Source organism: Thermobaculum terrenum ATCC BAA-798 (assembly GCF_000025005.1).
In the GTDB taxonomy this organism is placed as follows: Bacteria; Chloroflexota; Chloroflexia; order Thermobaculales; family Thermobaculaceae; genus Thermobaculum; species Thermobaculum terrenum.
In genome coordinates this window covers 165,114-188,173 of the sequence record NC_013526.1, presented here as the reverse complement: position 1 = coordinate 188,173, position 23,060 = coordinate 165,114, and the positions used below count along the sequence as shown (strand labels likewise).

The 23,060-nt window shown below is 63.2% G+C and carries 20 protein-coding genes; 7 read left to right on the top strand and 13 right to left on the bottom strand.

The features are described from left to right. Position 1: 1 nt before the first annotated feature. From TTER_RS10445 to TTER_RS10415, 7 genes are read right to left on the bottom strand one after another with little or no spacing between them, the layout of a single operon-like run. Positions 2 to 946 carry a hydroxyacid dehydrogenase gene (locus TTER_RS10445; RefSeq protein ID WP_012875992.1) on the bottom strand — a complete coding sequence of 315 codons (945 nt, stop codon included), beginning with the start codon at positions 944 to 946 and terminating at the stop codon, positions 2 to 4. Between the two features lie 3 nt (positions 947 to 949). Beyond that, the gene (locus TTER_RS10440) at positions 950 to 1,978 is read right to left on the bottom strand and encodes an NAD(P)-dependent alcohol dehydrogenase (RefSeq protein ID WP_012875991.1); all 1,029 of its coding nucleotides are present in this window, start codon (positions 1,976 to 1,978) and stop codon (positions 950 to 952) included. 39 nt (positions 1,979 to 2,017) lie between these two features. Continuing rightward, positions 2,018 to 3,109: an erythritol/L-threitol dehydrogenase gene (locus TTER_RS10435; protein WP_012875990.1), complete on the bottom strand. Its 1,092-nt coding sequence runs from the start codon at positions 3,107 to 3,109 to the stop codon at positions 2,018 to 2,020. An 18-nt stretch (positions 3,110 to 3,127) separates the two neighbouring features. Next, positions 3,128 to 3,346, bottom strand: coding sequence for a DUF2160 family membrane protein (locus TTER_RS10430; protein ID WP_012875989.1), 219 nt, complete (start codon positions 3,344 to 3,346; stop codon positions 3,128 to 3,130). 4 nt (positions 3,347 to 3,350) lie between these two features. Then, a complete protein-coding gene (locus TTER_RS10425; RefSeq protein ID WP_012875988.1) occupies positions 3,351 to 4,208 on the bottom strand; it encodes a carbohydrate ABC transporter permease in 858 nt (285 codons plus the stop codon). Next, on the bottom strand, positions 4,205 to 5,080 hold the full coding sequence (locus TTER_RS10420) for a carbohydrate ABC transporter permease (RefSeq protein WP_012875987.1): 876 nt from the start codon (positions 5,078 to 5,080) through the stop codon (positions 4,205 to 4,207). Before TTER_RS10420 ends, TTER_RS10425 begins: the two co-directional genes overlap by 4 nt. A 10-nt stretch (positions 5,081 to 5,090) precedes the next feature. Next, positions 5,091 to 6,701: an extracellular solute-binding protein gene (locus TTER_RS10415; RefSeq protein WP_012875986.1), complete on the bottom strand. Its 1,611-nt coding sequence runs from the start codon at positions 6,699 to 6,701 to the stop codon at positions 5,091 to 5,093. A 197-nt stretch (positions 6,702 to 6,898) separates the two neighbouring features. Between TTER_RS10415 and TTER_RS10410 the strand changes: the two genes are divergently transcribed. Next, entirely contained in the window at positions 6,899 to 7,870 is a 972-nt protein-coding gene (locus TTER_RS10410; protein WP_012875985.1) for a sugar-binding transcriptional regulator, read from the top strand. Between the two features lie 9 nt (positions 7,871 to 7,879). Here TTER_RS10410 and pdo read toward each other — a convergent pair whose 3' ends face one another. Beyond that, on the bottom strand, positions 7,880 to 8,572 hold the full coding sequence (pdo, locus tag TTER_RS10405) for a protein disulfide oxidoreductase (RefSeq protein WP_012875984.1): 693 nt from the start codon (positions 8,570 to 8,572) through the stop codon (positions 7,880 to 7,882). A 68-nt stretch (positions 8,573 to 8,640) separates the two neighbouring features. Between pdo and TTER_RS10400 the strand changes: the two genes are divergently transcribed. After that, a complete protein-coding gene (locus tag TTER_RS10400; RefSeq protein WP_012875983.1) occupies positions 8,641 to 9,918 on the top strand; it encodes a glycosyltransferase in 1,278 nt (425 codons plus the stop codon). On the opposite strand, the gene TTER_RS10395 is transcribed toward TTER_RS10400, so the two are convergent. The 5 genes from TTER_RS10395 to TTER_RS10375 all read right to left on the bottom strand — a co-directional run bounded on the left by TTER_RS10395 (position 9,889) and on the right by TTER_RS10375 (position 15,096). Next, on the bottom strand, positions 9,889 to 10,752 hold the full coding sequence (locus tag TTER_RS10395; protein ID WP_012875982.1) for a prenyltransferase: 864 nt from the start codon (positions 10,750 to 10,752) through the stop codon (positions 9,889 to 9,891). The genes TTER_RS10400 and TTER_RS10395 overlap by 30 nt on opposite strands. Then, on the bottom strand, positions 10,733 to 11,572 hold the full coding sequence (locus tag TTER_RS14900; protein WP_012875981.1) for a phytoene/squalene synthase family protein: 840 nt from the start codon (positions 11,570 to 11,572) through the stop codon (positions 10,733 to 10,735). Before TTER_RS14900 ends, TTER_RS10395 begins: the two co-directional genes overlap by 20 nt. Beyond that, entirely contained in the window at positions 11,562 to 13,034 is a 1,473-nt protein-coding gene (locus tag TTER_RS10385; RefSeq protein WP_012875980.1) for a phytoene desaturase family protein, read from the bottom strand. Before TTER_RS10385 ends, TTER_RS14900 begins: the two co-directional genes overlap by 11 nt. An 11-nt stretch (positions 13,035 to 13,045) precedes the next feature. Next, positions 13,046 to 14,095, bottom strand: coding sequence for a type 2 isopentenyl-diphosphate Delta-isomerase (gene fni / locus TTER_RS10380; RefSeq protein WP_012875979.1), 1,050 nt, complete (start codon positions 14,093 to 14,095; stop codon positions 13,046 to 13,048). Positions 14,096 to 14,292: 197 nt separating this feature from the next. Next, positions 14,293 to 15,096, bottom strand: coding sequence for a DeoR/GlpR family DNA-binding transcription regulator (locus tag TTER_RS10375; RefSeq protein WP_012875978.1), 804 nt, complete (start codon positions 15,094 to 15,096; stop codon positions 14,293 to 14,295). 315 nt (positions 15,097 to 15,411) lie between these two features. Here TTER_RS10375 and TTER_RS10370 point away from each other — a divergent pair, with 315 nt between their 5' ends. From TTER_RS10370 to TTER_RS10350, 5 genes are read left to right on the top strand one after another with little or no spacing between them, the layout of a single operon-like run. Next, a complete protein-coding gene (locus TTER_RS10370; RefSeq protein WP_012875977.1) occupies positions 15,412 to 16,863 on the top strand; it encodes an ABC transporter substrate-binding protein in 1,452 nt (483 codons plus the stop codon). Positions 16,864 to 16,917: 54 nt separating this feature from the next. Continuing rightward, positions 16,918 to 17,835, top strand: a complete 918-nt coding sequence (locus TTER_RS10365) for a carbohydrate ABC transporter permease (protein ID WP_012875976.1) — start codon at positions 16,918 to 16,920, stop codon at positions 17,833 to 17,835. 1 nt (position 17,836) lies between these two features. After that, the gene (locus tag TTER_RS10360) at positions 17,837 to 18,754 is read left to right on the top strand and encodes a carbohydrate ABC transporter permease (protein ID WP_012875975.1); all 918 of its coding nucleotides are present in this window, start codon (positions 17,837 to 17,839) and stop codon (positions 18,752 to 18,754) included. A 3-nt stretch (positions 18,755 to 18,757) separates the two neighbouring features. Then, positions 18,758 to 21,625, top strand: coding sequence for an alpha-L-rhamnosidase (locus TTER_RS10355; protein ID WP_012875974.1), 2,868 nt, complete (start codon positions 18,758 to 18,760; stop codon positions 21,623 to 21,625). Between the two features lie 17 nt (positions 21,626 to 21,642). After that, entirely contained in the window at positions 21,643 to 23,055 is a 1,413-nt protein-coding gene (locus TTER_RS10350) for an L-fucose/L-arabinose isomerase family protein (RefSeq protein ID WP_012875973.1), read from the top strand. Positions 23,056 to 23,060: the final 5 nt, after the last annotated feature.

Sequence of the window (23,060 nt, the reverse complement as noted above, 5' to 3'; positions counted from 1 at the left end):
GCTACACCGCCCTGAACCTGGGCTGTCGCCCCTCCAGCACGGCGAGGACGTCGTCCACGACCTCGCTCATCCTCCGCAGGGACTCCTCGGTATGGGAGGCCATGTGAGGGGTGACCAGCACGTTGGGCAGCTCCAGCAGGGGGCTATCCGGCGGCAGGGGCTCGGCCTCGAACACGTCCAGCGCCGCCCCGGCGATCCAGCCCTCGCGCAACGCCTTGGCCAGAGCGTCCTGGTCCACCACCCCACCCCTGGAGGTGTTCACCAGGCACGAGGTGCTGGGCATGAGCCTCAGCTCCCTCTCCCCCAGCATGTGGTACGTGGACGGGAGCAAGGGCACGTGGAGGCTGACGAAGTCCGCCCTGGACAGCAGCTCCTCCAGGTCCACCCTGATCGCCCGCAGGCCGGGCGGCAGCTGGGGCTCCACGACGTCGTGGAACATCACCTCCATCGAGAAGGCCAGGGAGCAGATCTCGGCCACGCGGCGACCTATCCTGCCCATGCCCACCACGCCCAGGGCCTTGCCGAGCAGCTCCCTGCCCGTGAGCGAGTAGCGGGCGCCCCACTCGCCCCTGCGCAGCGCCGCATCGCCCTCCCGCAGCCGCTTGGCGAGCGCCAGCATCATCCCCACCGCGTGCTCGGCGACCGACTCGGCGTTGGCCAGAGGGGTGTACACCACGGCCACGCCCAGCTCGCGGGCCGCCTCCAGGTCGATGTTGTCCAGGCCCACGCCGTGCCGGCCTATCACCCGGAGGCTATCCGCCGCCTCCAGCACCCTCCGCGTGATCCTCCCGCCGGCCCTCACCACCAAGGCATGGACGCCCCTCACCTGCCGGCACAGCGCCTCCTCGTCCAGGCCATCGGCCAGCACCAGCTCGACGTGCTCCGCCAGCTTGCGCATGCCGCTCTCGTGGATCGGCTCGAGCAGCAGCACCCTGTACCTGGGCATCCGCTAGGCCTCCAGCTGGGGCAGCACCATGACCTTGACCTGGGAGGGGTCCCGCCTGGTCGCCTGCATCGCGCTCTCGGCCTCGGCGAGCGGGTAATGCCCGGTGATGATCTCCTCAGGGCGTATCTTGCCTGCCCGGATCAGCTCGATGGCGTCGGGATAGGTGTTGGCGTACCGGAAGGTGCCGGTGAGCCAGATCTCGTGCTGCTGCAGGTACGCCACAGGTATCTCGACCGTCTCCCCGGGCCCCATGCCCACCAACACAGCCGTACCCGCGGGACGGAGGCACCTCAGGCCATCGGCGACCGCGGTGGGGCTGCCGGAGCACTCTATGAGGACGTCGGCCTCGACCCCGGCCTCGACGAGGGGTGTGCTGCGGACGTTGACCGTGGCCGTCGCTCCGACCTTGCGGGCGAACTGCAGGCGCTCGTCGACCACGTCGGTCACCGTCACCCTGGCAGCCCCCAGAGCGAAGGCCGCCTGCATGGCGAGCAGGCCGATCGGGCCGGCACCGGTCACCAGCACGTGCTCCCCGCCTCGCAGCCGCGCCTTCCTGCACGCCCACAGCCCCACCGAGACCGGCTCCACCAGCGCGCCGGCATCGTCCGAGATCTCATCGGGCAGGGCGTAGGCGAAGTCCTCGTGGATGGTGACGTACCTCGCGAAGGCCCCGTCCACCGGAGGGGTCGCGAAGAACTTGACGTACGGGCACAGGTTGTACCTGCCGGCACGGCACTCCCGGCAGGTGCCGCACGGCACGCCCGGCTCCAGCGCCACCCTCTCGCCCACATGGTGCTTCGTGACCTCGCTGCCCAGGCCAACCACCACGCCCATGGACTCATGCCCCAGCACCAGGGGCTGCTCAACGACGAAGCTACCTATCCTGCCATGCTCGTAGTAATGTACGTCGGAGCCGCACACGCCCACGGACCTGACCTCCACCAGCACCTCCCGTGGCCCTGGCACAGGCACTGGCCGCTCCTCCAGGCGCACGTCGTGCGGACCGTAGAGCACTGCTGCTTCGTTACGCATTGGCTCGCCTCTCCTTTCTGAGCTAGCATCTCCTGTACTTCAAGCGTTGGGCTCGAGCACCACCTTGATCGAGTGCTCGCGCGACATCATGATCTCTATCCCCCTGTGGAAATCTTCCAGGGGGAGCCTGTGGGTGACGATCTCGTCCAACGGCAGCCTGCCCTTGCGGATCATGTCGATCGCTATGGGGTAGCAGTAAGGGCCGAGGTGGGCGCCGTGGATGTTCAGCTCCTTCGTATCGCCGATGATCGTCCAGTCCACGGTGACGGGCTCCCGCATCACGCTGAACTCCACGAAGGTGCCCAGCTTGCGGATCATCCGCAGGCCCTGCTCCACCGCCGCCGGGTGCCCCGTGGCCTCTATGTACACGTCGCAGCCGTAACCCTCCGTGAGCCCCAGCACCTCCTCCACCACGTCCACCTTGGAGGGGTTGAGGGTGAGGTCCGCCCCGCACCTGCGGGCCACCTCCAGGCGCCGATCCTCCAGATCGACGACCACCAGCAGCCGAGGGTTTCTCATCCGCGCCGCGGCGACCATGCCGAGCCCCAGGGGCCCAGCGCCAGCGATCACCACGACGTCCTCGAACTTTATCTCCCCCCTGTCGACGGCGTGGATGGCGCACGCCAGCGGCTCTATGAAGGCCGCGTGATGGGGAGGGACGTCGGGCGGCACCTTGTGGTTGATGGCATCGGCCGGCCACAGCATGTACTCAGCCATGGCGCCGAAGGTTCTCTGCCTGAAGCCGTACACATCGTGCTGCTGGCACATCCAGTACTGGCCCCGCCTGCAGAACCTGCACCGCCAGCACGGCACTATCTGCTCGGAGACCGCCAGGCCCCCCACCTGGAGGCCGTACTTCTCGCCGGCCCCCTCACCCAGCGCCACCACATAGCCCACAAACTCGTGCCCGGGCACCACCGGGGGCTGGCAGTAGCCCACGCGATGCTCATCACCCCAGAACATGGGCGCGCCCGTGTAGCACTTCAGGTCGCTGGCGCAGATCCCGACCGCCGGCACGCGCACCAGCACCTCGCCCGGGCCCGGCCGGGGCACGGGCAGCTCCTCCAGCCTGTAGTCCTCGGGGCCATGGCACACCACCGCCCTCATGCTCGTGGGCAGATCGTCAGACATACTCTCCTCCTTCCGGTCTCAGCCTTTGGTGACTATCACGGCCCCCATTATCAACGAAATCAGCGTAGCGATCCAGATGGGCAGCACCGACTCCACGAACCTCATCCAGAAGAGGTGTATAGCCACCAACAACACCAAACTGATGAACACCCTGTCGAACAGGTTGGTCTCTATGGGCAGGAAGCCCTTGCGTCCCTCATGCTCCTCCGGGGGGACGAAGCCCTTTGCACTCATCATGAGCCTACTCCTTTACAGCTCCGAAAGTGAGCCCCATCACTATGTAGCGCTGCACGAGCGCCAGGAAGATCAAAGCCGGCAGCAGAGCCACCATGGACACCGCCGCCATCTCGCCCCAGTTCGTGCCGGTGACGGTCACGAATTCTGCCAGACCAGTAGTGATCGTGCGGGCATTGACGCTGGTGAGTGTGGCAGCTAGCAGATACTCGTTCCAGGAGAACACCCAGCTGAAGATGGCGCTGATGGCTATCCCTGGTGCTGCAAGTGGCACTATTATCCTCAGCAACACTGTCTTTACGTCCGCACCGTCGGCCATGGCCGCCTCATCCAGCTCGATGGGGATGCTGTCGATTATGCCCTTGAGGAGCCAGATGGCGAACGGGAGGTTGAACACCGTGTAGAAGAGGATGAGCCCAAGGCGGGTATCGAACAGATCCCAGCCCCCGAACTTGAACACTCTGGTGAACAGCAGGAAGAGCGGCAGCAGGAAGGCCGCCGGGGGAGCCATCCTGTTGGTGATCGTCCAGAAGAAGATGTTCTGCTCCCCCTGCAGCCGCCAGCGGGACAGTGCATAAGTAGCCATCACCGCCAGGACAGCCACGAGGATGGCGTTGGAGGTGGATACCATGATCGAGTTGATCAGGTACCTCCGGAAGGTGGCATCTCCGAAGAAGCTCGCGTAGTTATCTGTGTACACGCCGTGAATCATCAGCGAAGGCGTCCCGAACAGCTGTACTCTGCTGCGGATGGACACCAAGAACAACCAGTAGATCGGCAACAGCGTGAGCAGCGTGGACAGTACCCACACCAGATAGACCAGGATGTTACCTCTCAGCTTTCTGCCGTGCCTCTCCTTGCTCATGTCACCCTACTCCCTCTGCTCGTGATCGCAACAAACAGCAGCCAGCTCAACACTATCGTGAAGTACAGCAACAGCATGGACATAGCGGAGCCGTAGCCGTAGTCCGTCTTGGGGAACACCTCGCGCCACAAGTGTATGCCCGTGTACCTAGTGGCGGACCCAGGGCCGCCCCCAGTCAGCATCCAGACCTCATCGACGATGCGCAGCGCATCCATGATGCGTATGAACAGAGTAGTGAGCATCACCGGGGTGATCATAGGGAGCGTCAGGTACCTGAAGATCTGGAGGGCGTTCGCGCCGTCCACCTGAGCGCTCTCGAACGGCTCCCTGGGGAGGGATATCAGCCCAGCCAGCAGGGTGAGGGTCACGAGCGGCGTCCAGTGCCACACGTCCATGAGTATCGTGGTCCAGAAAGCTTGACCACTATAGCGCCCTATGTTGTAGTCTATGTGGAACCACTGCTGCAGGTAGTAGGGCACAGGACCGAACCCTGGAATCATCATCAGCCGCCAGGTGGCACCCACAGCGATCGGTGCGACCATGAGCGGCAACGCGTGGATGGTCCTGAAGAAGGCCTTGCCGGGGAACTCCCTGGTGAGGAGCTGGGCCAGCAGGAAACCCAGTACCATCTCGCTGAGCACCGCCCAGAATGTGAACTTGATGGTGATCCAGAGCGAGGACAAGAATGCCTGATCGAACACCAGCCTGCGGTAGTTCTCCAGCCCCGCGAAGGACAGCCCAGCTTGTGCCGAGAAGACGTTCCAGTTGAAGAAGCTCACGTACAGCACGTAGAAGAAGGGCGCCAGCCCCGTCACAGCTAGTACTATGAGGGTGGGCGCCAAGAGCGCCCACCCAGTTCTTGCAGACCACATACACCACCACCTACTTCCCGTAGCCTAGTCTCTGCATCTCTTCCTCCGCGGCCTTGGCGGCCTCGTCCAGGGCTTGATCAGGGCTCATCTGCCCAGATATCGCCTTATAAATGAAGGGCGCCACGACCTCCCTGACCTGTGCGTGGAACGGGAACGGAGGAGCACCAGCGAACAGGTCACCGTACTTGCGCATCAGGGTGAAGTAGCCGCCGGTCTTCTGATCGACCTCCTTGACCAATGGGTCGTCGAAGGTCTCGGTGAGGGTGATGCGGGCCGTCTTGGCTGCCCACTCGGGCTGCACCGATGGCTGACCTATGTACTCCAACCACAGCAGCGCGCACTTCTGCTTCTTGGAAGAGTAGGGTATGGCGAAGGCACCACCGTCGTAGTAGCCGATGTAGCCCTTGCCGGACTTGGCATCCTGCATTACGCCCGGAGCCGTCGGAGGCAGGGCCACCCCAACCTTGCCCACTACCTTCGATCTGGAAGGATCTGTGGCGATCCAAGCCACGTTCTCTCCGTAGATCCAGCCCTGAGCAGCCCTGCCGGCAGCGAAAGTAGCTGCCACCTCATCCCAGGTGCTGTTGGTCGACTCAGGCGGAGCATACTTGAGCATGTCAAGCCAGAACTTGAGGGCTTGCTTGGCCTTGGCGCTGTTCATTTGGCCACCGTGCTCTACCGTGGCCTTGTAGGTCTTGGTGTTGATACCCCAGTTGTATATGCCCCAGCTGGGGAATATCGTCTCCACTAGCTCGTAGAAGGACGCTGGATGTCCGGAGGCCGCCTGCACCGTGGTGCCCCACAGCTGCATGTTGTGGTCCTTACCCCATTTGGTGAAGAACTCCGCGATCTGCCTGTATTCTTCGAAGTTCTTGGCAGGGGCTAGGTCGTGCCCGTACTGCTTCTTGAAGGCAGCCCTTATCTCTGGGTCCTCAAAGAGGTCCTTCCTATAGACATAGGTCTTGATGAACGACTCCATCGGCACACCATACAGATGCCCGGTCTTGGGGTCCTTGAAGTAGTTGATGAACGAGGTGAACTTGTTCAGATCGAAGGTAGGAGCCTTCAGGTCGGGGTTCTCCTCCATCATCTTGGTGAGATCGACCAAGAAGTTGCGGGCCATGTAGCCGTAGACTATATCCTGCTCCGTGTAGACGAAGTCGTAGATGCCCGTCTTGGCCTCCATGTCCTTGATGGCCTTGTCGTACATCTGGTCCCAAGAGGTGGTCTCCAGCTCGACCTTGATGCCAGTAGCCTGCTCGAACTGCTTGGCCAACACATCGGCGGCATACTTGGAGGGCGGAGTGCTCTCGGTGACTCCCCTGATGGTCTGCCCCACACACGCTGCCTTCTCAGCGGCGGATCGCCACCACTGATCGCTCGCTGCTCCCTGCGTGGGCTGTGGAGACTGCCCAGCCTGCGCTGGAGTAGGAGATGCACTGGGTGATGCCGAAGGTGCGGCCGAAGGAGACGGACTAGCAACCGATGGTGATGGGGACGGAGACGTAGTCTGCCCAACTGTCGGGGTCTGTCCTGCTTGCCCTCCACACGCACCCAGCAGCAGCGCGAGGATGAGCACCGGTAACAGATAGGATTTGAGTCTACCTGGAATCGAGTTCATTGCCGAAACCTCCTTGCACCTGAACTGGTGCCGATTAAGATATCACCTCTCCCTGCCAAGTTCAATATCTTCTGGGCACATTGTTGCTAAATATGCACAAATGTGCATTTAAGATACTTTTCATAGGTTGTTAAGGGGTGTTTTATTGCACACTTGCTCAGCTATATCTATAATTTTCCCATAAGGGTGGAGGTTGGATGTCGCCTAGAACGAGGGAGTCTCTGGAAAACACCTTGATGCTGGCTGAGATCGCCCAGCTCTACTACATGGACGGGCTGACTCAGGATGAGATAGCACGCCGTGTTGGTCTGTCTAGATCCCACGTGTCCAGGATGCTGAAGAGCGCCAGGGAGTCTGGCTTGGTAGAGGTGCGCATCAACCACCCCCTGCAAAGAGATAGCCGCCTGGAGGGCGAGCTGAAGGCAAGGTTCAACCTCAAGGACTGCGTGGTGCTAGCTCGCCAGACCAACAGCATGTTTGGTCTAGACACGGGCAAGAAGGTGGGAGCCTTGGCAGCCAGGTACCTCCAGAAGATCATCCGGCAGGGCAGCACCATAGGCCTGGGCTGGGGCAGCGCCGTCTATGAGACGGTGAGCAGCGGGTACCTCACGCCGAAGAAGGACGTCAAGGTGGCTCAGCTTATGGGCAGCATAGGAGGTGTGACTCCAGACATAGATGGAGCTCAGATAGCCTCACAGCTGGGTAACATGCTGGGGGCCACCGTGTACTACTTGCACGCACCGATGATAGTCACGGACAGCTCGGTCAGGCAGGGACTGCTGCGCGACCAGCACATCCGGCGGACGCTCGAGGTCGCCCGGCGGTCAGACATCACCCTCGTCTCCGTCGGCTTGGTGAGCCAGAGGTCGGGGCTCTACAGGGCAGGGTACCTCAACGATGCCGATCTGGAGTACATAGCCGGGCAGGGAGCGGTGGGCGACATCTGCGGCACCTTCTTCATGCTGGACGGTTCGATAGCTCCCCTCGAGATCCATGATAGGATCCTGGCGGTATCCAGCGATGTGCTGAAAGCCGTACCTAACAAGGTCGGCGTCAGCTGGGGAGAGCACAAGGCGCTGGCCAACATCGGGGCCGCGAGGGCGGGGCTGATCAACATCCTCGTGACGGACGAGGACGCAGCCCTGGCGATGTTAGCCCACAAAGACTGATGAGAGGTATCACTCCGTTCCCCTGCGATCCTCCGATGGGGGCACGAGCAGGGTACGCAGCTGCGCAACCAGATCAGCCTCCGCCATGGCACCCTCGAGGCTGAGCCGGTCGTTGACGATTGTCTTGGGCACACCGTACACCATGTAGCGCTGGGCTAGATCCGGGAAAGCCGTGGCATCCACCACCTCGGCGGTCACCTGAGGACTCTCGACAGCAAGCTGCCAGGCCAGGCGCGCCATCTGAGGGCAGTACGGGCATGTCGGGGTGCTGAACACCCGGATGTGCAGCGATGAGCCCAGTTCCTGCAGCCATTGCTTAGTATCATTCCCTAGGCTGGTGGATCCTGTTGAGGCATCCGAGATCGCGTCCAACAGGGCGGACAGCTCATGACCCGCGGGGGCTCCAAGGAACCTCATCCTGCCCCTATTCCTGCCCTCTATCTCTATCGTGGGAATGCGCTCCACCCCTCGCTCGCGCGCCAGGTCACCCTCGGAGTAGATGTCGTGGAACTCGAGCTGCAGCTTGGGGGACATGCCCACTAGCTCTTCGAGGACTTTCCTGGCAACGGGACATTGCGGGCACTCCCTGCCGGGTACATATATAGGTAGCTCCTTCTGGGAGAAGAGCACGAGCTTGACCTCATCCGCCAGCCTATCCTCTAGGATCTGCTTCATCTTGTCACGCACAACGCTGCTGACCATGACTCACCTCCACAACCGATACCATCAGCTACTATTATAATGACCGACACACTGAGAGGAGCACGCGCTTGGCCAAGGTACTGATCACCACCTCCGGGTCATTTGGCGATCTGAGCCAGCAGCTGGCCGTGGGCAAGGAGCTGGCGCGCAGGGGACACCAGGTGGCCCTGGCGCTGCCACCGTCGCTGGCTGGCAGGGGTGAGGAGGAAGGCTTCCTCGTCCACACGCTACCTGGCGATCCAGCTGCGGAGGGGTCGGCCCTTAGGGGCATCACCTTCCCCTTCGGCAGGGCCGCGCCCTTCGCAAGCACTCGGAGCGTGGTGGCTGCCGAGTCTCCTTGGCTTGCCGAGCGAGCCAGGAGCCTGGCCCGCCTCTGCCTGGAGTACGATCTGCTGGTGTCCTCGGCCACCCAACTAGCGGCAGCCTCGGCCGCGGAGATGGTTCGGATACCTTGGGCCACCGTGTTCATAGCCCCAGCCATCCTACCATCGGAGCTATCTCCCTACACCTTACCTAATGCGTGCCCTCCTCTCCTGCGACGAGCTTTGAGCCGTGTGGGGTGGGCTCTCGGTCGATGGTGGATGCGCCGGTACGTGGACCCACTGGTCAACGAGCATAGGGGAGCTCTGGGACTGCCTACCAGATCGGACTGGATGCTCACTGGCAACCTCTCCCCGTACCTATCAATCCTTACCGCCCTGCCCAGCTTTACCCCCATGTCACCAAGATGGCCTCCTCAAGTGCATCAGACCGGCTACTGCCCTTACAGAGGTTATAGAGCGTGGCGTCCGAGCCCCGAGCTCCGGCGGTTCCTGGAGGCCCGGGGAAGGCTGGTGCTGGTGACCGCGGGCTCGATGGCGCACGGGGAGGACAAACACTCCCATCGGCTCTATAGCATCTGTCTTGGGGCGGTGGAGATTCTAGGGGCCAAGGCGCTCCTGGTAGGGCCGCGAGAGGGACATGTGGGCAAGAGGTCCATGGCGGTACCCTTCGTGCCCTTCCAAGAGGTGATGCCTCGCTGCGCGGCGGTGATCCACCACGGCGGCGTCGGGACGGTACAGGAGGCCATGCTCGCGGGCGTCCCGCAGCTGATCCTCCCGTGGGGCGCGGACCACTTCTTCAACGCTGCGCGCGCCCAGGAGGCGGGCGTCGCGGAGGTCCTCCTACTGCGGGCCTACTCCCAGGCAGCGCTCCTGCGTGCCCTGGGCAGGGTCATGGACGGGCCCATCGCCGGGCGGGCCGGGGAGGTAGCCGGGCGGGCCAGGACGGAGGTAGGCACGTCCACCACCGCCGACCTGCTGGAGGCCTTCATGAGGTCACAGGGGCGAATGCATCGACAGCGGTAGCAGGAACCTCAGGGTAAGGACCATCCCCGCGACCCCATTGATCAGCGGGAAATAGGGATACCAACGCGCCACGGCATGGGGAGCAAGGCGCATCTGGGCGAGCATGATGCCTGGATAAACCATCAGGATGACGCCGGAGAACAGGTCACTGGGCAATACGAGGATGGCCGCCAAAAGATACATCACCAGGCAATATCGGAGCGTGCCCAACTCTCCCAGCAGCGTGGCCACGGTCCTCACACCGGCGCGGGTATCTGGCACTATGTCTGGGATAGCAGAATAGGCGTGCATAGCGGCACACCAGCATGCACCGGCCAGCGCCAGGCGCCAGGAGGGTGGAGAGCTCGAGTAGAGCGACCACCCCAAGAACATAGGCGTGACGTACAGCACGTTGCTCAGCGAGTCTATCACGGGCCGGGACTTGAGCCTGATCGGCGGCGCGCTGTAGATCACGGAGAGCACCACGAACAGCAGCCAGGCCAACCAGCTCAAAGGGCTAGCGCCCAACAGCGGGGGAAGAGCGAGCGCAACAGCTATCAACACCGCCACAAGCAGCCTGGGGCGCATCTCTGGCCGCACGAGCGCTTCCCAATCGCCCTTCTTGGGGTTGTGCACATCGGTATCGTAGTCCGAGAGATCGTTGACGCCGTACAGCAGCAGGTTAGCTGGCAACGTGAACCAGACAAAGAACCACAGCGTCCGCCAGCTCATGAGCGCAGGGAGGCTGTCCGCCCCGAGGATGCAGCCCAGGGCGTAGGTCCCCAGCAGGTACAACCAGAACTTGGGGCGAGAGACCTTCAGCAGCCACCTAAGGTCACGCCATGAAGGAAGCATACGCGGCCCTCCACAGCACGGGCGGGTAGTCCCCACGGGCGTTCTTGACCCTGTTGTGCCACACGCTTACCGGGTCTCTGGAGATGCGGTACAGCACGCTCTGGTAGCTGAACGACGCCAGGGCCACACCGAACCTGCAGGCGGGAGGCACGTATCGAAGGCCCTGATGGGCCTCCATGTACTGGCGCATGTTCCGCCTTATCTGGTGAGCCATGAGCGCCCGGAAGCGCCCCTCTGGTACCCCCGGCCCCCAGGAGCTGGGGTCTATCCCGAACCTGCTCAGATCCTCCAGCGGGATGTATATCCTGCCGCGCGCGTGATCCTCGGCGACGTCCCGCAAGAAGTTGGTGATCTGCATGGCGTGGCCCAGCAGGCGGGCGTGGTCCAGCCCCGCATCGGGCGCCCGCATCACCCTGGCCATCATCAGCCCCACGACCTCTGCGGAGCCGTAGACGTAGCGCTCCAGGTCCGAGTATCTGGGGTAGCAGGAGACCGTGAGGTCCATCTCCATGGAATCCAGGAAAGCCTCCACCCAGGGACGCTCGATGCCGTGCTGTCGGGCCACCCGCACGAAGCATCTCAGGACCGGCTCACGGGAGGTGCCCCGGCTCCAGGCAAAGTCCACATCTTCCCTGAAGGCGCGCAGCTGCTCGGCGGGCTCCAGCACGGGGTTATCCACGTGCTCGTCCGCGAGCCTGAAGAAGGCGTAGAGCACCCACACCCGCTTGCGGACGTCGGGTGGGAGCATCTGGGTGGAGTAGTAGTAGGTCCACGAGTACTTGCGAAATATACGTCGGCATATCTCCAGGTCACTTACCATACACCACACGCCTCCAAGCGAGCTCGGCCGATATCAGGCACATCGGCATACCTATCCCAGGGTTGGTGTTGGCTCCCACGTAGAAGAGCCCCCGCACCTTCCGGCTCCTGTTGCTTGGGCGGAACACCGCCGACTGCGACAGGGTGTGTGCCAGCCCCAGCGCCGACCCGCGATAGCTGTTGTAGCGCTCCTCGAAGTCCCGACGGGAGAAGGTATGCTGCACCACCACCCTCTCCCGCAGGTCCGGGATATCGAGCTTCTCGGACAGCAGGCCGAGCACGCGGGCTGCGTAGCTCCTCCTGATCTCGTCGTTGTCCGGCAGCCCCGGGGCGATGGGGACCAGCACGAAGAGGTTCTCGTGGCCGGCCGGGGACACGCTGGGATCGGTCCGGCTCGGGCAGCACACGTACACCGAGGGGTTGCGTGGGTACTCGGGCCTGTCAAATATCTGGGCGAAGTTCGTGCGCCAGTCCTCGCAGAAGTAGAGGTTGTGGTGCAGGAGCTGGGGCAACTCTCCCCTCACGCCGAGGTAGATGATGAAGGCTGAGGGCGCGAGCGTGCGCCGCCTCCAGTACCGCTCGCTGTAGCTCCTGTACCTGGGAGGCAGCAGGCGGGTCTCGGTGTGGTAGACGTCGGCGTTGGAGACCACCACGTCGGCACGGTAGAACCCCCTGGACGTCGACACCCCGCTCACCCTGCCACCCTCCACGACTATGGCCTCGGCCGGGCAGCTTGTGACTATCTCCACTCCAGATTCCCGGGCCAGGCGCTCGAGCACGCGCACGATCTCGTAGATACCGCCCTCGGGGTACCACACCCCCAGGTTGAAGTCCACATGGCTCATGATGTTGTAGAGCGCAGGGGTGGTGTACGGCGAGCTCCCCAGGAAGACCAGCGTGTACTGGATGATCTTCCTAAGCTTGGGATGGCTGAAGTACCGGGAGACGTAGTCCTCCATCCTCTCGAAGACGTGCAGGCTCGAGCCCTTGAGGAGCAGCATAGGATTGAAGAACTCAAAGATCGAGTCGTAGTTCCTGGGTACGAACTGGCTCATAGCCACCTGGTACTGGTACTCGCTGAGCCTGAGGTACTCCCTCAGCCTGGCACCTGCCCCGGGCTCATAGCGCTCAAAGGTCTCTGCATCCGCCTCGAGATCACCGGTCATGTCCACCACATCGCCGTCCTCGAAGAATATCCTGTAGCTGGGGGACAACCTCCGCAGCCGGAGGTGGTCTCCGACCTTCTCCCCCAGCAGGTCGAAGAAGGCCTCGAACACATCGGGCATGAGGTACCAGGAAGGTCCCATATCCCATCGGAATCCCACATCCTCCAGGAGGTTGGCGCGTCCGCCCACCCGCTCGTTCTTCTCCAGCAGGGTCACCTCGTAGCCGCTCCTGCCAAGCAGGCAGGCCGTGCCCAGCCCCCCGATGCCACCTCCTATGACCACCACTCTACCTGCCAAGCCACACCTCCTCAGTAGGTACTCGCTTGCCCCTCCCAGATCACCTCGACCTGCCGCAGGGAGGACACATCGGCGGCGCCGGTGCAGAACATGGCCACTCGCAGCTGCTGGACGAGGGCGTCGACGTACTCCATCAGCGCCTCCTCCGAGGCAGCAGCTGCCTTGACGAGCGGCCCCGCGATGCCGGCCATATCGGCGCCCAGGGCGATCGCCTTGGCCACATCCACCCCGTCCCTCAGGCCGCCGCTGGCTATCAGCGGTACCTGCGGCAGCGCCCGCCTGACGCTGACCACTGCCCGAGACGTGGGTATCCCCCAGGCGGCGAAGGCGCGGCCGACCATCCGCCCTCGCGGGGAGGACGCCAGCTTAGACTCTATCTGGCTCCAGGAGGTCCCTCCCGCGCCCGCCACGTCTATGCCCCACACGCCAGCATCCACCAGCTGCCTCGCCACCTCGCCGGAGATACCGTAGCCTATCTCCTTGGCTATGACCGGCACCGGCAGCTGCCTGCACAGCGCCTCTATCTTTCCGAGCAGTCCCGAGAAGTTCGTGTTGCCCCCCTCCTGCAACGCCTCTTGCAGGGGATTGAGGTGCAGCACGAGCGCATCAGACTCCGAGAGCTCGACCAGCCTCCGGCAATCGTCCACGGTCACGCCGTAGTTCAGCTGCACGGCGCCCAGGTTCGAGAGGATCGGCACGTCCGGAGCCAGGGCCCTGACCTGGAAGAAGCGCGCAGCTTCCGGGAACTCCAACATGACTCGCTGGGAGCCCAGCCCAAAGGCTAATCGCCTCACCTGCGCGGCCCTCGCCAGGCGGGCTATGATCTCGTAGGTCCTGGGGGTGCCTCCGGTAGTGCAGGAGATGAGCAAGGGCGCCCCCAGCTCCCTGCCCAGGAACACCGTACGGGTCGAGACCTCGCTGAGGGAGATCTCGGGGAGAGCCCTGTGGGGCAGCCTCAGGGCGTCGAAGCCCCCCTCCAGCCTCCCATCGTCTCCCGCTGAGTCAAGCACGGCCTGCAGTTGCCTGTCCTTGCGCGCAGCCGTGCTGCCGTCGTCTAACACCTACCGCCTCCAGCTTTGATAGATCGCGTTCACTCGATTATCGAATTACTTAGCTTAGTATAACCGCTTGGAGGCTGGCTGCCAAACTGATGCATAGACGGCGAGCATGAGACGCACAAGATGTGAGGGCAGAAGAGAGTCCCATCGCAGGTTAGATCCGGGAGACCTCGGTGGGGACGGAGCGGGAAGCCGGGGGATCACACGATCTCCACCGGCACCCCCAGCTGCGTTATGCTCCTGATCGCCTCTTCCGGAGCGTCGCTGGTGGTGATGACCAGGGATAGGTTGGAGACATGGGCCACCACGCAGAGCGCCTGCGCGCCGAACTTCGAGCCGTCCACGAGCAAGATGGCCTCCCTGGCGTGGGCGATCATCGCGCGCTTGACCTCCGCCTCCAGGGGGTCAGGGTCCGTCAAGTGGCCGTCCTGGGTGACCCCTCGCACGCTGAGGAACACCTTGTCCGTGAAGTAGGCGCTGATGGCGCGCGTGGTCTGGGGGCCGACGAAGGACCTGGTGAGCTTGCGCAGGCTGCCCCCCAGCCCGATGAGATCCACCCCCGAGAGGGGCTGGGAGGAGAGCAGGTCCATGATGGGCACGAGGCTGGCGATCACCGTCACCTTCTTGCCGGCATCGAGGATGCTCCTGGCGGCGTAGTAGGAGGTGCTGGAGGCGTCCAGGAACACGCTCTCCCCGGCGGATATCTTGGCCGCGGCCGCCTCGCCTAGACGCTTCTTCTGCTCGACGTTGGTCTCCACCCTCTGTTGGAAGGAGTCCTCGTGGCCCGCAAGCTCGGGCAAGATGGCTCCCCCGTGAGTCCTCCTGGCTTTGCCCTGCTGCTCCAGCACCTCCAGGTCGCGCCTGATGGTCATTGAGGACACGCCCAGCTCCTGCTCCAGAGCCGAGACGCTGACTCCGCCCTCCTTTCTAAGTCGCTCTAGTATCCGCCTGCGCCTCTCCTCGGGTACCAGACTTCTCTCGCCGGATTTGCCGTTCGTAGCCACGCCTCACCGCCCCCTAACGCAAATTTAGTTCGTTAAATTCTGTGCATTTACATGTTAGATATTGACAGCATAAAACGTTGTTTGTATTATAACGCACATGTACGGAGAGTATTAGAGCTCTCTGGTCCTATGGTAGCACGGCGCAGGAGGAGATTGAAGAGATGAGAGCGGACAAGAGTCAGAGCCCTGACCCTGCCATATAGCATCCCTAGGACGACTTTGCAGCATCCTATCTCGGGGAGGTGATCGCGTGGCATAAAACGGTTTTGGCTCTATTTAGAAGTCGGGAAGTATCACACTATGTGGAGGAAAACTATGTCCAGATACCCAGATAGGTATCCATACGGCAGGAAGAAACTATCTAGAAGGCAGGCCCTGAAAGCAATAGCCTTGGGCGCAGCCGGGGCCACCCTCGCAGCCTGTGGTGTTACTACTGGTTCTCCAGGCTCCGCGAACAAGACGCCGGCAACTACCCCGGCGGCAAGCCAAGCTCCGCCCCCGGCTGCAAACGCCACCCCGGCGGTACGCGAGGCTCCCAAGGGACGCAAGATCGTGCTCGAGCTGTACAGTGTGTTCGCCGGCAACGAGCATCAGGGATGGATCAAGCTGGCTGAGCGCTACGAGCAGGTGCAGTCGGACGTAGGTATCAAGATCACCTACTCACCGGGGCACCAGGACAACCCCAAACTGCTGACGTCGATCGCGGGCGGTGCCGCTCCCGACCTGGCTCACCTGACCCCCTTCAGCACACCCCAGTGGGCTCTGCTGGGCGTGATGACGGACCTCACAGAATACGTCAAGCAGGAGGGATGGACCGAGGACGACTGGTTTCCACCTGCTTGGAACGACATGCAGTGGGAGGGCAAGTTCTACCAGGTGCAGTGGGATGCGGACCCTAACTTCCCATTCTTCTGGAATCAGAACCTATTCGAGGAGGTGGGGCTCGATCCCGATAAGGGACCGCAGACCATCGACGAGGTGGATGAGTACTCCAAGAAGATCAACACCATCCGGAACGGCAAGGTCGTGCGCATAGGGATGATCCCCTGGGACGTGTACGGGCCGGAGAACTCCCTGTTCACCTGGGGATGGTCCTTCGGCGGCGAGTTCTGGGACCCAGACAAACAGGAGGTTACCCCGGACAACGACTACGTCGTCAAGGCCCTGGAGTGGATGGTGAAGTACGCCAAGTCGGTGGGTGGCCCGGACAAGCTGTCTGTGACGCCTCCCAACCTGCAGCTGCATCCCTTCGGGTCGGGCAACATAGGCATGTACCCGCTCGTAGTCCCGAACTACCGAGACATCAGGAACGCCAAGCCCGACATGAAGATCGGACACGGGCTGCTCCCGTACGAACCCCCTGGGGCCAAGCAACCCGGTGCTGGGGCGTGGTTCGGCGGTTGGGGGCTCTTCATACCCAAGGGTGCCAAGAACCCCGATGCTGCCTGGGAGTTCATCAAGTGGGTCTCCGCGACGCCAGAGGGCACCAAGGCCCAGTGGGAGACGGTGGGATTCCCGCCCGCCTGGAAGAAGGCTCCGGTGCTCGAGGAGATCAAGAACGACCCGATCATGGGCCCCTACTACAACGTGCTGATATCCGCCAAGCACTCGCGCCCGGCCATCCCGGTAGGAGCCTACTACTTCGGGCAGATAGGCGAGCAGGTGGGAGAGGCGATCAACGGCAAGAAGACGCCTCTGGCCGCGATGCGCACCGCCAAGGAAAACACCATGAAAGAGATGCAGCGCTTCATGAAGCAGAACGCGTAATCAAGCCTGGGGAGGGGGATAACCCCTCCCCACGTCTACAGGAAGGAGTAAGATATGGCCGCTATATCCATGAGAGGCAGACGGGCGAACGCTAGGGCGCGCAGGGACTTCCTCTGGGGCTTATTCTTCACCTCGCCAGCCATAATCGGCCTGCTCTGGTTCACAGCTTACCCGCTGCTGGCCTCCTTTTACTACAGCTTCACTTCGTACTCCCTCTTCGGGGGCGCCAAGTGGATAGGGCTGCAGAACTACAGGGACCTTATGTCGGATGATAACTGGTGGGTCTCGCTGTACAACACGGTGTACATCCTGGTCGGCTCCATACCCCTGGGTATCATCACGGCGCTGGTGCTCGCCCTCCTGCTCAACATGAAGGTCAGGGGGATGGCCATCTACCGCACGCTCTTCTACCTGCCCAGCATAGTGCCGGCGGTGGCCTCCGCGGTGGTATGGGCCTACGTGTTCAACCCGCAGTACGGCATACTGAACAACATACTCAGGATCTTCGGGATCAACGGGCCGGGCTGGCTCGCCAGCCCCACCTGGGCCAAGCCCGCCCTGATCATCATGAGCGTGTGGGGCGCGGGCAACCTGATGATCATCCTGCTGGCAGGGCTCCAGGACGTGCCCCAGGAGATCTACGACGCCGCCAAGGTGGACGGCGCAGGGTGGTGGGCCAGCTTCTGGAACGTCACGTTGCCTTTCCTCAGCCCTCACCTCTTCTACGCGCTGGTCACGGGGCTGATAGCTGGCTTCCAGTACTTCACCCCAGCGTACGTGCTCACCGGGGGCAACGGCGGCCCCGCCAGGTCCACGCTGATCGCGGCCCTGTACCTGTACCAGAACGCCTTCCGCTACTTCAAGATGGGCTACGCCAGCGCCATGGCCTGGATCCTGTTCCTGATCATACTGGTGATAACCCTGCTGACCTTTAGAACCCTCTCCAGGCGCATATACTACGGAGGTGCTTAGCATGACCGTACCCAGCACGAGCAGCGAACAAACCTACATGCAGGAGGTCGGTGCGACCAGGATACCAGCCATCACAAGGCAGAGGAGGCGCAGCACCAGAAGCCTCCTGCAGAGCCTGATCGCCCATATCGTGCTCGTATTCCTGAGCGTGGTGTTCTCCATCCCGTTCTTCTGGATGGTCACCGGGTCCTTCAAGACCAACCAGCAGCTCAACGCCTTCCCCCCGGTCTGGATACCCGACCCGATCACCCTGGAGCACTATCTATACGGGCTCAGGGTCGTGCCGTTCGCCAGGTACATCGTGAACACCCTGATCATCTGCGGCTTCTCGGTCGTTGGCGTGGTCCTGTCCAGTGCCATGGTGGCGTACGGCCTGGCAAGGATAGACTGGCCGCTACGCACGCCGCTGCTGATCATCATCCTGGCGACGACTATGATCCCCTTCTACGTGACCATGATCCCGCTCTTCACCCTGTTCAGGAGCATGGGATGGACCAACACGTTTCTCCCGCTGATCGTGCCCGCGTTCTTCGGGAGCCCATTCTATATCTTCCTGCTCAGGCAGTTCTTCATGACCATACCCAGGGAGCTGTCGGAGGCAGCCAGGGTGGATGGAGCCAACGAGCTCCTGATATTCGCGCGTATCATCCTGCCGCTTTCGGTGCCCGCCCTAGCCACCGTGGCCCTATTCCAGTTCCTGGGAGCTTGGGGCGATTTCCTAGGGCCGTTGATCTACCTGAACGACCCCAACAAGTACACAGTATCTCTAGGGCTGTCGTTCTTCCAGGGCCAGTACACCACCGACTTCGGGGCGCTGATGGCGGCCAGCACGGTCATGCTCTTGCCAGTGGTGGTGCTGTTCTTCTTCACCCAGAAGACGTTCATCCAGGGCATCACGCTTACGGGCATCAAGGGGTAGGGTATGCAGTGGCAAGCTAGCTGGATATGGCTCGAGGGGGAACCCAGCCCTCGCAATGCCTGGGTGTGCTTTCGCAAGAGCTTCGAGCTCGACCGACATGCCTCGCGGCTTGAGGAGGCCAGGCTCTCCATAACCGCGGACTCGAGGTACGTCCTGTACGTCAACGGCCAACTGGTCGGCCGGGGACCGGTGAGGTCCTGGCCTTTCGAGCAGTCCTACGACACCTACGACCTGCACCATCTGCTGCGCCCCGGCCGCAATTGCCTGGCGGTACTGGTGACGCACTTCGGCGTCTCGACCTTCTCGTACGTCCGGGGCAGAGGGGGGCTGCTGGCGCAGCTCGAGCTCTCCACCGGCGACGGTCGCACGACCCTGGGAACGGACGGCTCCTGGAAGGTGCACAGGCACCTGGGGTACAGCCGACGTACCACGCGCATATCCCCGCAGCAGGGGTTCGTCGAGCAACTCGACGCTCGTGCCTGGCCCGGCGAGTGGACGGATCCGGTGTACGACGACTCCGGTTGGGAGGACGCCAAGATCGTGGGGCCCGCGGGCACTCCGCCCTGGGAGCGGCTCGTGCCCAGGGATATCCCGTTCCTGACGGAGGAGGTGCTGCACCCCACGAGGGTCGTCTCCCTGCACTCGGTAGTCCCGCCGCAGGTGGCCGTGGCCGTGGACATGCGCACCATCATGATGCCCGATAGCGCCGACCACGCCGAGCAGGTGCAGTACGCGGGCTTCTTGGCCACGATCCTGAGGGCCGATGGCGAGGGCACCGCCAGGCTCCTGCTCTCCAAGCCATGGTTGGGCGACGGCATCGCCGCCAGCGTCAACGGGCAGGTGTACTGGGCGGACCGGATGACGCGCACCCCCACGGGCCGAGAGCTCCACCTCGAGCTCTCGGCGGGGGACAACCTCCTGCTGGTGTACGTGTGCGGCAGCGACCATGCCGATCCCCTGCGACTGGCGCTGGACTCCGACCTGGGGCTAGAGCTTGTGCCCCCGCTGGGTGGGGAGTCGCCGTTCGTCGCGATCGGTCCGCTGGGCTCACGGGTGGTGCGCAACTTCGACTTCAGCCGGCCCCTGGAGTACGACGAGGCCGCCGTCCAACGGATAAGCAGCTGCGCCTCGGCGGCAGACCTGCACGCTTGGTCGCACCTCCTGCGTCCCGTGCCACCCGAGCTGGTCAGTCCGGCAGACGTCTTCACGCTGTGCACCTGGCCAAGGCGGAGGGAGAGACTGAGCACGGGGAAGGACGTGGAGGCCATGGTGGTCCCCAGCCAGGACCCGGGCGTGGCGCCCATCCTGCGGGCGGGGGATACCGAGCTAGTGCTCGACTTTGGGCAGGAGGTATCCGGCTACCTGTTCCTGGACGTGGAGGCTTCGGAGGGCACCGTGATCGACCTCTATGGCTTCGAGTTCATGGAGGACGACTACCGGCAGGACACGGTAGGGCTGGACAACACCCTGCGCTACACCTGCAGGGAGGGCAGGCAGCGCTACGTCTCACCCCAGAGGCGCGGCCTACGCTACCTGATGCTGACCGTCAGGCACGCCAGGGCTCCCCTGCGCGTGCACGGCGTGGGCGTGGTGCAGAGCACCTATCCGGTCTCCCAGGCAGGCACCTTCCGGTGCTCGGACCCGCTGCTGAACGACATCTGGGAGATCAGCAGGCTCACGACCAAGCTGTGCATGGAGGACACGTTCGTGGACTGCCCGGCCTACGAGCAGACCTTCTGGGTGGGCGACAGCCGCAACGAGGCGCTCATAGCCTACTACCTCTTCGGTGCCGAGGGGCTGGTGAGGAGGTGCCTCCGGCTGGTGCCAGGCTCGAGGCGGTACACCCCCCTCTACATGGACCAGGTGCCCAGCGGCTGGGTGAGCGTCATACCCAACTGGACCTTCCTGTGGGTGATGGCCTGCAGGGAGTACTACGAGAGGACGGGCGATCTGGCTTTCGTCCAAGGCATCTGGCCAGATATCCAATACACCCTAGACCATTACCTGCAGCACATCAACGGCGACGGGCTGCTGGAGATATCCGCCTGGAACCTGCTGGACTGGGCGCCCATAGACCAGCCCAACAGCGGCGTGGTCACCCACCAGAACTGCTTCCTCGTGCGCGCCCTCATGGACGCCGACGAGCTGGGGCGGAGCGCCGGGGACGAGACCGCGAGGAGGTACGCGGAGAGGGCCCGGGAGCTCGCGGCCGCGATCAACGCCCACCTGTGGTGCCCCCAGCATAGGGCCTACATAGACAGCATCCACGCCGACGGCCGTAGGTCCGACACCCTCAGCATGCAGACGCAGGTGGTGGCGCTGCTGACCGGCGTCGCCGAGGGGGACAGGGCGGAAGTCGTTCGGAGCTACATCGCATCCCCTCCAGCCGGCTGGGTGCAGATAGGCAGCCCGTTCATGTCCTTCTTCCTCTACGAGGCCATGGTGCGTCAAGGGATGTACGCCCAGATGCTCGAGGATGTCAGGCACAAGTACGGCATAATGCTGGAGCACGGGGCGACCACGTGCTGGGAGACGTTCCCCGGAGCCCTGGGCGCAAGGTACACCCGCAGCCACTGCCATGCGTGGTCCGCGGCTCCGGGCTACTTTCTGGGAGCGTACGTGCTGGGGGTCAGGCCCGGAGGGCCGGGGTGGCGCAGGGTGATCGTGGCCCCGCAGCCGTGCGACCTAGCGTGGGCCCGGGGCAGCGTCCCACTACCCCGAGGGGACAGGGTGGACGTCTCCTGGAGGAGGTCGGGGCAGAAGCTGCTGCTCCGCGTGGAGAGGCCTCGGGAGGTGGAGCTGGAGGTCGTGCCTCCGGAGGGTTACGAGCTGGAGGTCGAAGAACGGGTGAGAGATATAGCACCGCAGTAGCTGACAAGGAGGAGATCATGGAGAGACGCGAACCAAGAAGGGCGAAGGTCGGAGTGTTCGGGGTGGGGCTTGCGGCCTACTGGCCGCAGTTCCCCGGGCTCCGCGAGAGGCTGGAGGGCTATCAGCGGCACGTGGAGTCGGAGATCTCCAAGTGGGCGGATGTCGTGTCGGCCGGGCTGGTGGACACGGCCCCGGCGGCTTACGAGGCCGGCAGGCTCTTCTCACGAGAGATGGTCGACCTGCTGGTGTGCTATACCGCCACCTACGCCACCAGCTCGCAGGTGCTGCCGATCGTGCAGGAGCGGCGCGTGCCGGTGGTGGTGCTCAACCTGCAGCCGTCGGCTGCACTGGACTACGAGCACACCGATACCGGTGAGTGGCTAGCCAACTGCTCTGCCTGCTGCGTGCCCGAGATCTCATGCGCCTTCGAGCGCTCCGGGATAGACTTCAACGTGGTTTCCGGCATGCTCTTTGATGACGAGGAGGCCTGGCGGGAGATCCAGGAGTGGTGCGAGGCGGCCATGGCCGTGGCCAATCTCAGAGGGGCGCGCTTCGGATTCCTGGGACATACCTATCCCGGCATGCTGGACATGTACTCCGACTTCACGATGATCCACGCCCAGCTGGGAGCGCACGTCGAGGTGCTCGAGATGGACGACCTCAAGGACCGGGTGTTGGACGCCACGCCTGAGGAGGTCCGGCGCAAGATAGAGGAGGCGCGCGAGATCTTCGAGCTCGACAGGAGCGTGACCAGCGAGAACCTGGAATGGGCCGCCAAGGTGGCGGTGGGGCTGGAGAAGCTGGTGGAGGACTTCGACCTGGATGCCCTGGCCTACTACTACAGGGGCACGAGGGGTGACCTCTACGAGAGGATCGGCGCGGGCATGATCCTGGGCAACTCCATTCTCACGGCCAACGGCGTGCCGGCATCCGGAGAGGGGGACCTCAAGAACGCCGTGGCGATGAAGGTGATGGACACCCTCGGCGCTGGGGGCTCCTACACGGAGTTCTACGCCATGGACTTCAAGGAGAACTTCATCCTGATGGGGCACGACGGCCCAGGGCACATCTCCATCAGCGACCGCAAACCCATCCTGAGGGAGCTACCTCTCTACCATGGGAAAGCAGGCTTCGGTGTGTCGGTGGAGTTCAACGTGCGCACAGGCCCGATAACGATCTTCGGGGTCACCCAGACCCGCCACGGGCGGCTCAAGCTGCTGGCGGCCGAGGGAGAGTCCATCCCGGGCCCCATCCTGCAGATCGGCAACACGAACAGCCGCCTGCGGTTCGGGCTGCCCCCAGCCAAGTTCATGAATGCCTGGTGCGAGCAGGGACCCACTCACCACTGCGCGCTGGGGGTGGGACACAGGTTGAGCGCCCTCAGGAAGGTGGGCAGGTTGCTCGGTCTGGAGTTCGTCTCAATAGGATAGATATA

Bases quoted from the DNA above. Each gene is read 5' to 3' on its own strand.
- TTER_RS10410 (WP_012875985.1), top strand. From the start codon at position 6,899: ATGTCGCCTAGAACGAGGGAGTCTCTGGAAAACACCTTGATGCTGGCT.
- TTER_RS10425 (WP_012875988.1), bottom strand. From the start codon at position 4,208: ATGAGCAAGGAGAGGCACGGCAGAAAGCTGAGAGGTAACATCCTGGTC.
- TTER_RS10440 (WP_012875991.1), bottom strand. From the start codon at position 1,978: ATGCGTAACGAAGCAGCAGTGCTCTACGGTCCGCACGACGTGCGCCTG.
- TTER_RS10415 (WP_012875986.1), bottom strand. From the start codon at position 6,701: ATGAACTCGATTCCAGGTAGACTCAAATCCTATCTGTTACCGGTGCTC.
- TTER_RS10360 (WP_012875975.1), top strand. From the start codon at position 17,837: ATGACCGTACCCAGCACGAGCAGCGAACAAACCTACATGCAGGAGGTC.
- TTER_RS10445 (WP_012875992.1), bottom strand. From the start codon at position 946: ATGCCCAGGTACAGGGTGCTGCTGCTCGAGCCGATCCACGAGAGCGGC.
- pdo (WP_012875984.1), bottom strand. From the start codon at position 8,572: ATGGTCAGCAGCGTTGTGCGTGACAAGATGAAGCAGATCCTAGAGGAT.
- TTER_RS10370 (WP_012875977.1), top strand. From the start codon at position 15,412: ATGTCCAGATACCCAGATAGGTATCCATACGGCAGGAAGAAACTATCT.
- TTER_RS10355 (WP_012875974.1), top strand. From the start codon at position 18,758: ATGCAGTGGCAAGCTAGCTGGATATGGCTCGAGGGGGAACCCAGCCCT.
- TTER_RS10430 (WP_012875989.1), bottom strand. From the start codon at position 3,346: ATGATGAGTGCAAAGGGCTTCGTCCCCCCGGAGGAGCATGAGGGACGC.
- TTER_RS10435 (WP_012875990.1), bottom strand. From the start codon at position 3,109: ATGTCTGACGATCTGCCCACGAGCATGAGGGCGGTGGTGTGCCATGGC.
- TTER_RS10395 (WP_012875982.1), bottom strand. From the start codon at position 10,752: ATGCTTCCTTCATGGCGTGACCTTAGGTGGCTGCTGAAGGTCTCTCGC.
- TTER_RS10350 (WP_012875973.1), top strand. From the start codon at position 21,643: ATGGAGAGACGCGAACCAAGAAGGGCGAAGGTCGGAGTGTTCGGGGTG.
- TTER_RS10420 (WP_012875987.1), bottom strand. From the start codon at position 5,080: ATGTGGTCTGCAAGAACTGGGTGGGCGCTCTTGGCGCCCACCCTCATA.
- TTER_RS10365 (WP_012875976.1), top strand. From the start codon at position 16,918: ATGGCCGCTATATCCATGAGAGGCAGACGGGCGAACGCTAGGGCGCGC.
- TTER_RS14900 (WP_012875981.1), bottom strand. From the start codon at position 11,572: ATGGTAAGTGACCTGGAGATATGCCGACGTATATTTCGCAAGTACTCG.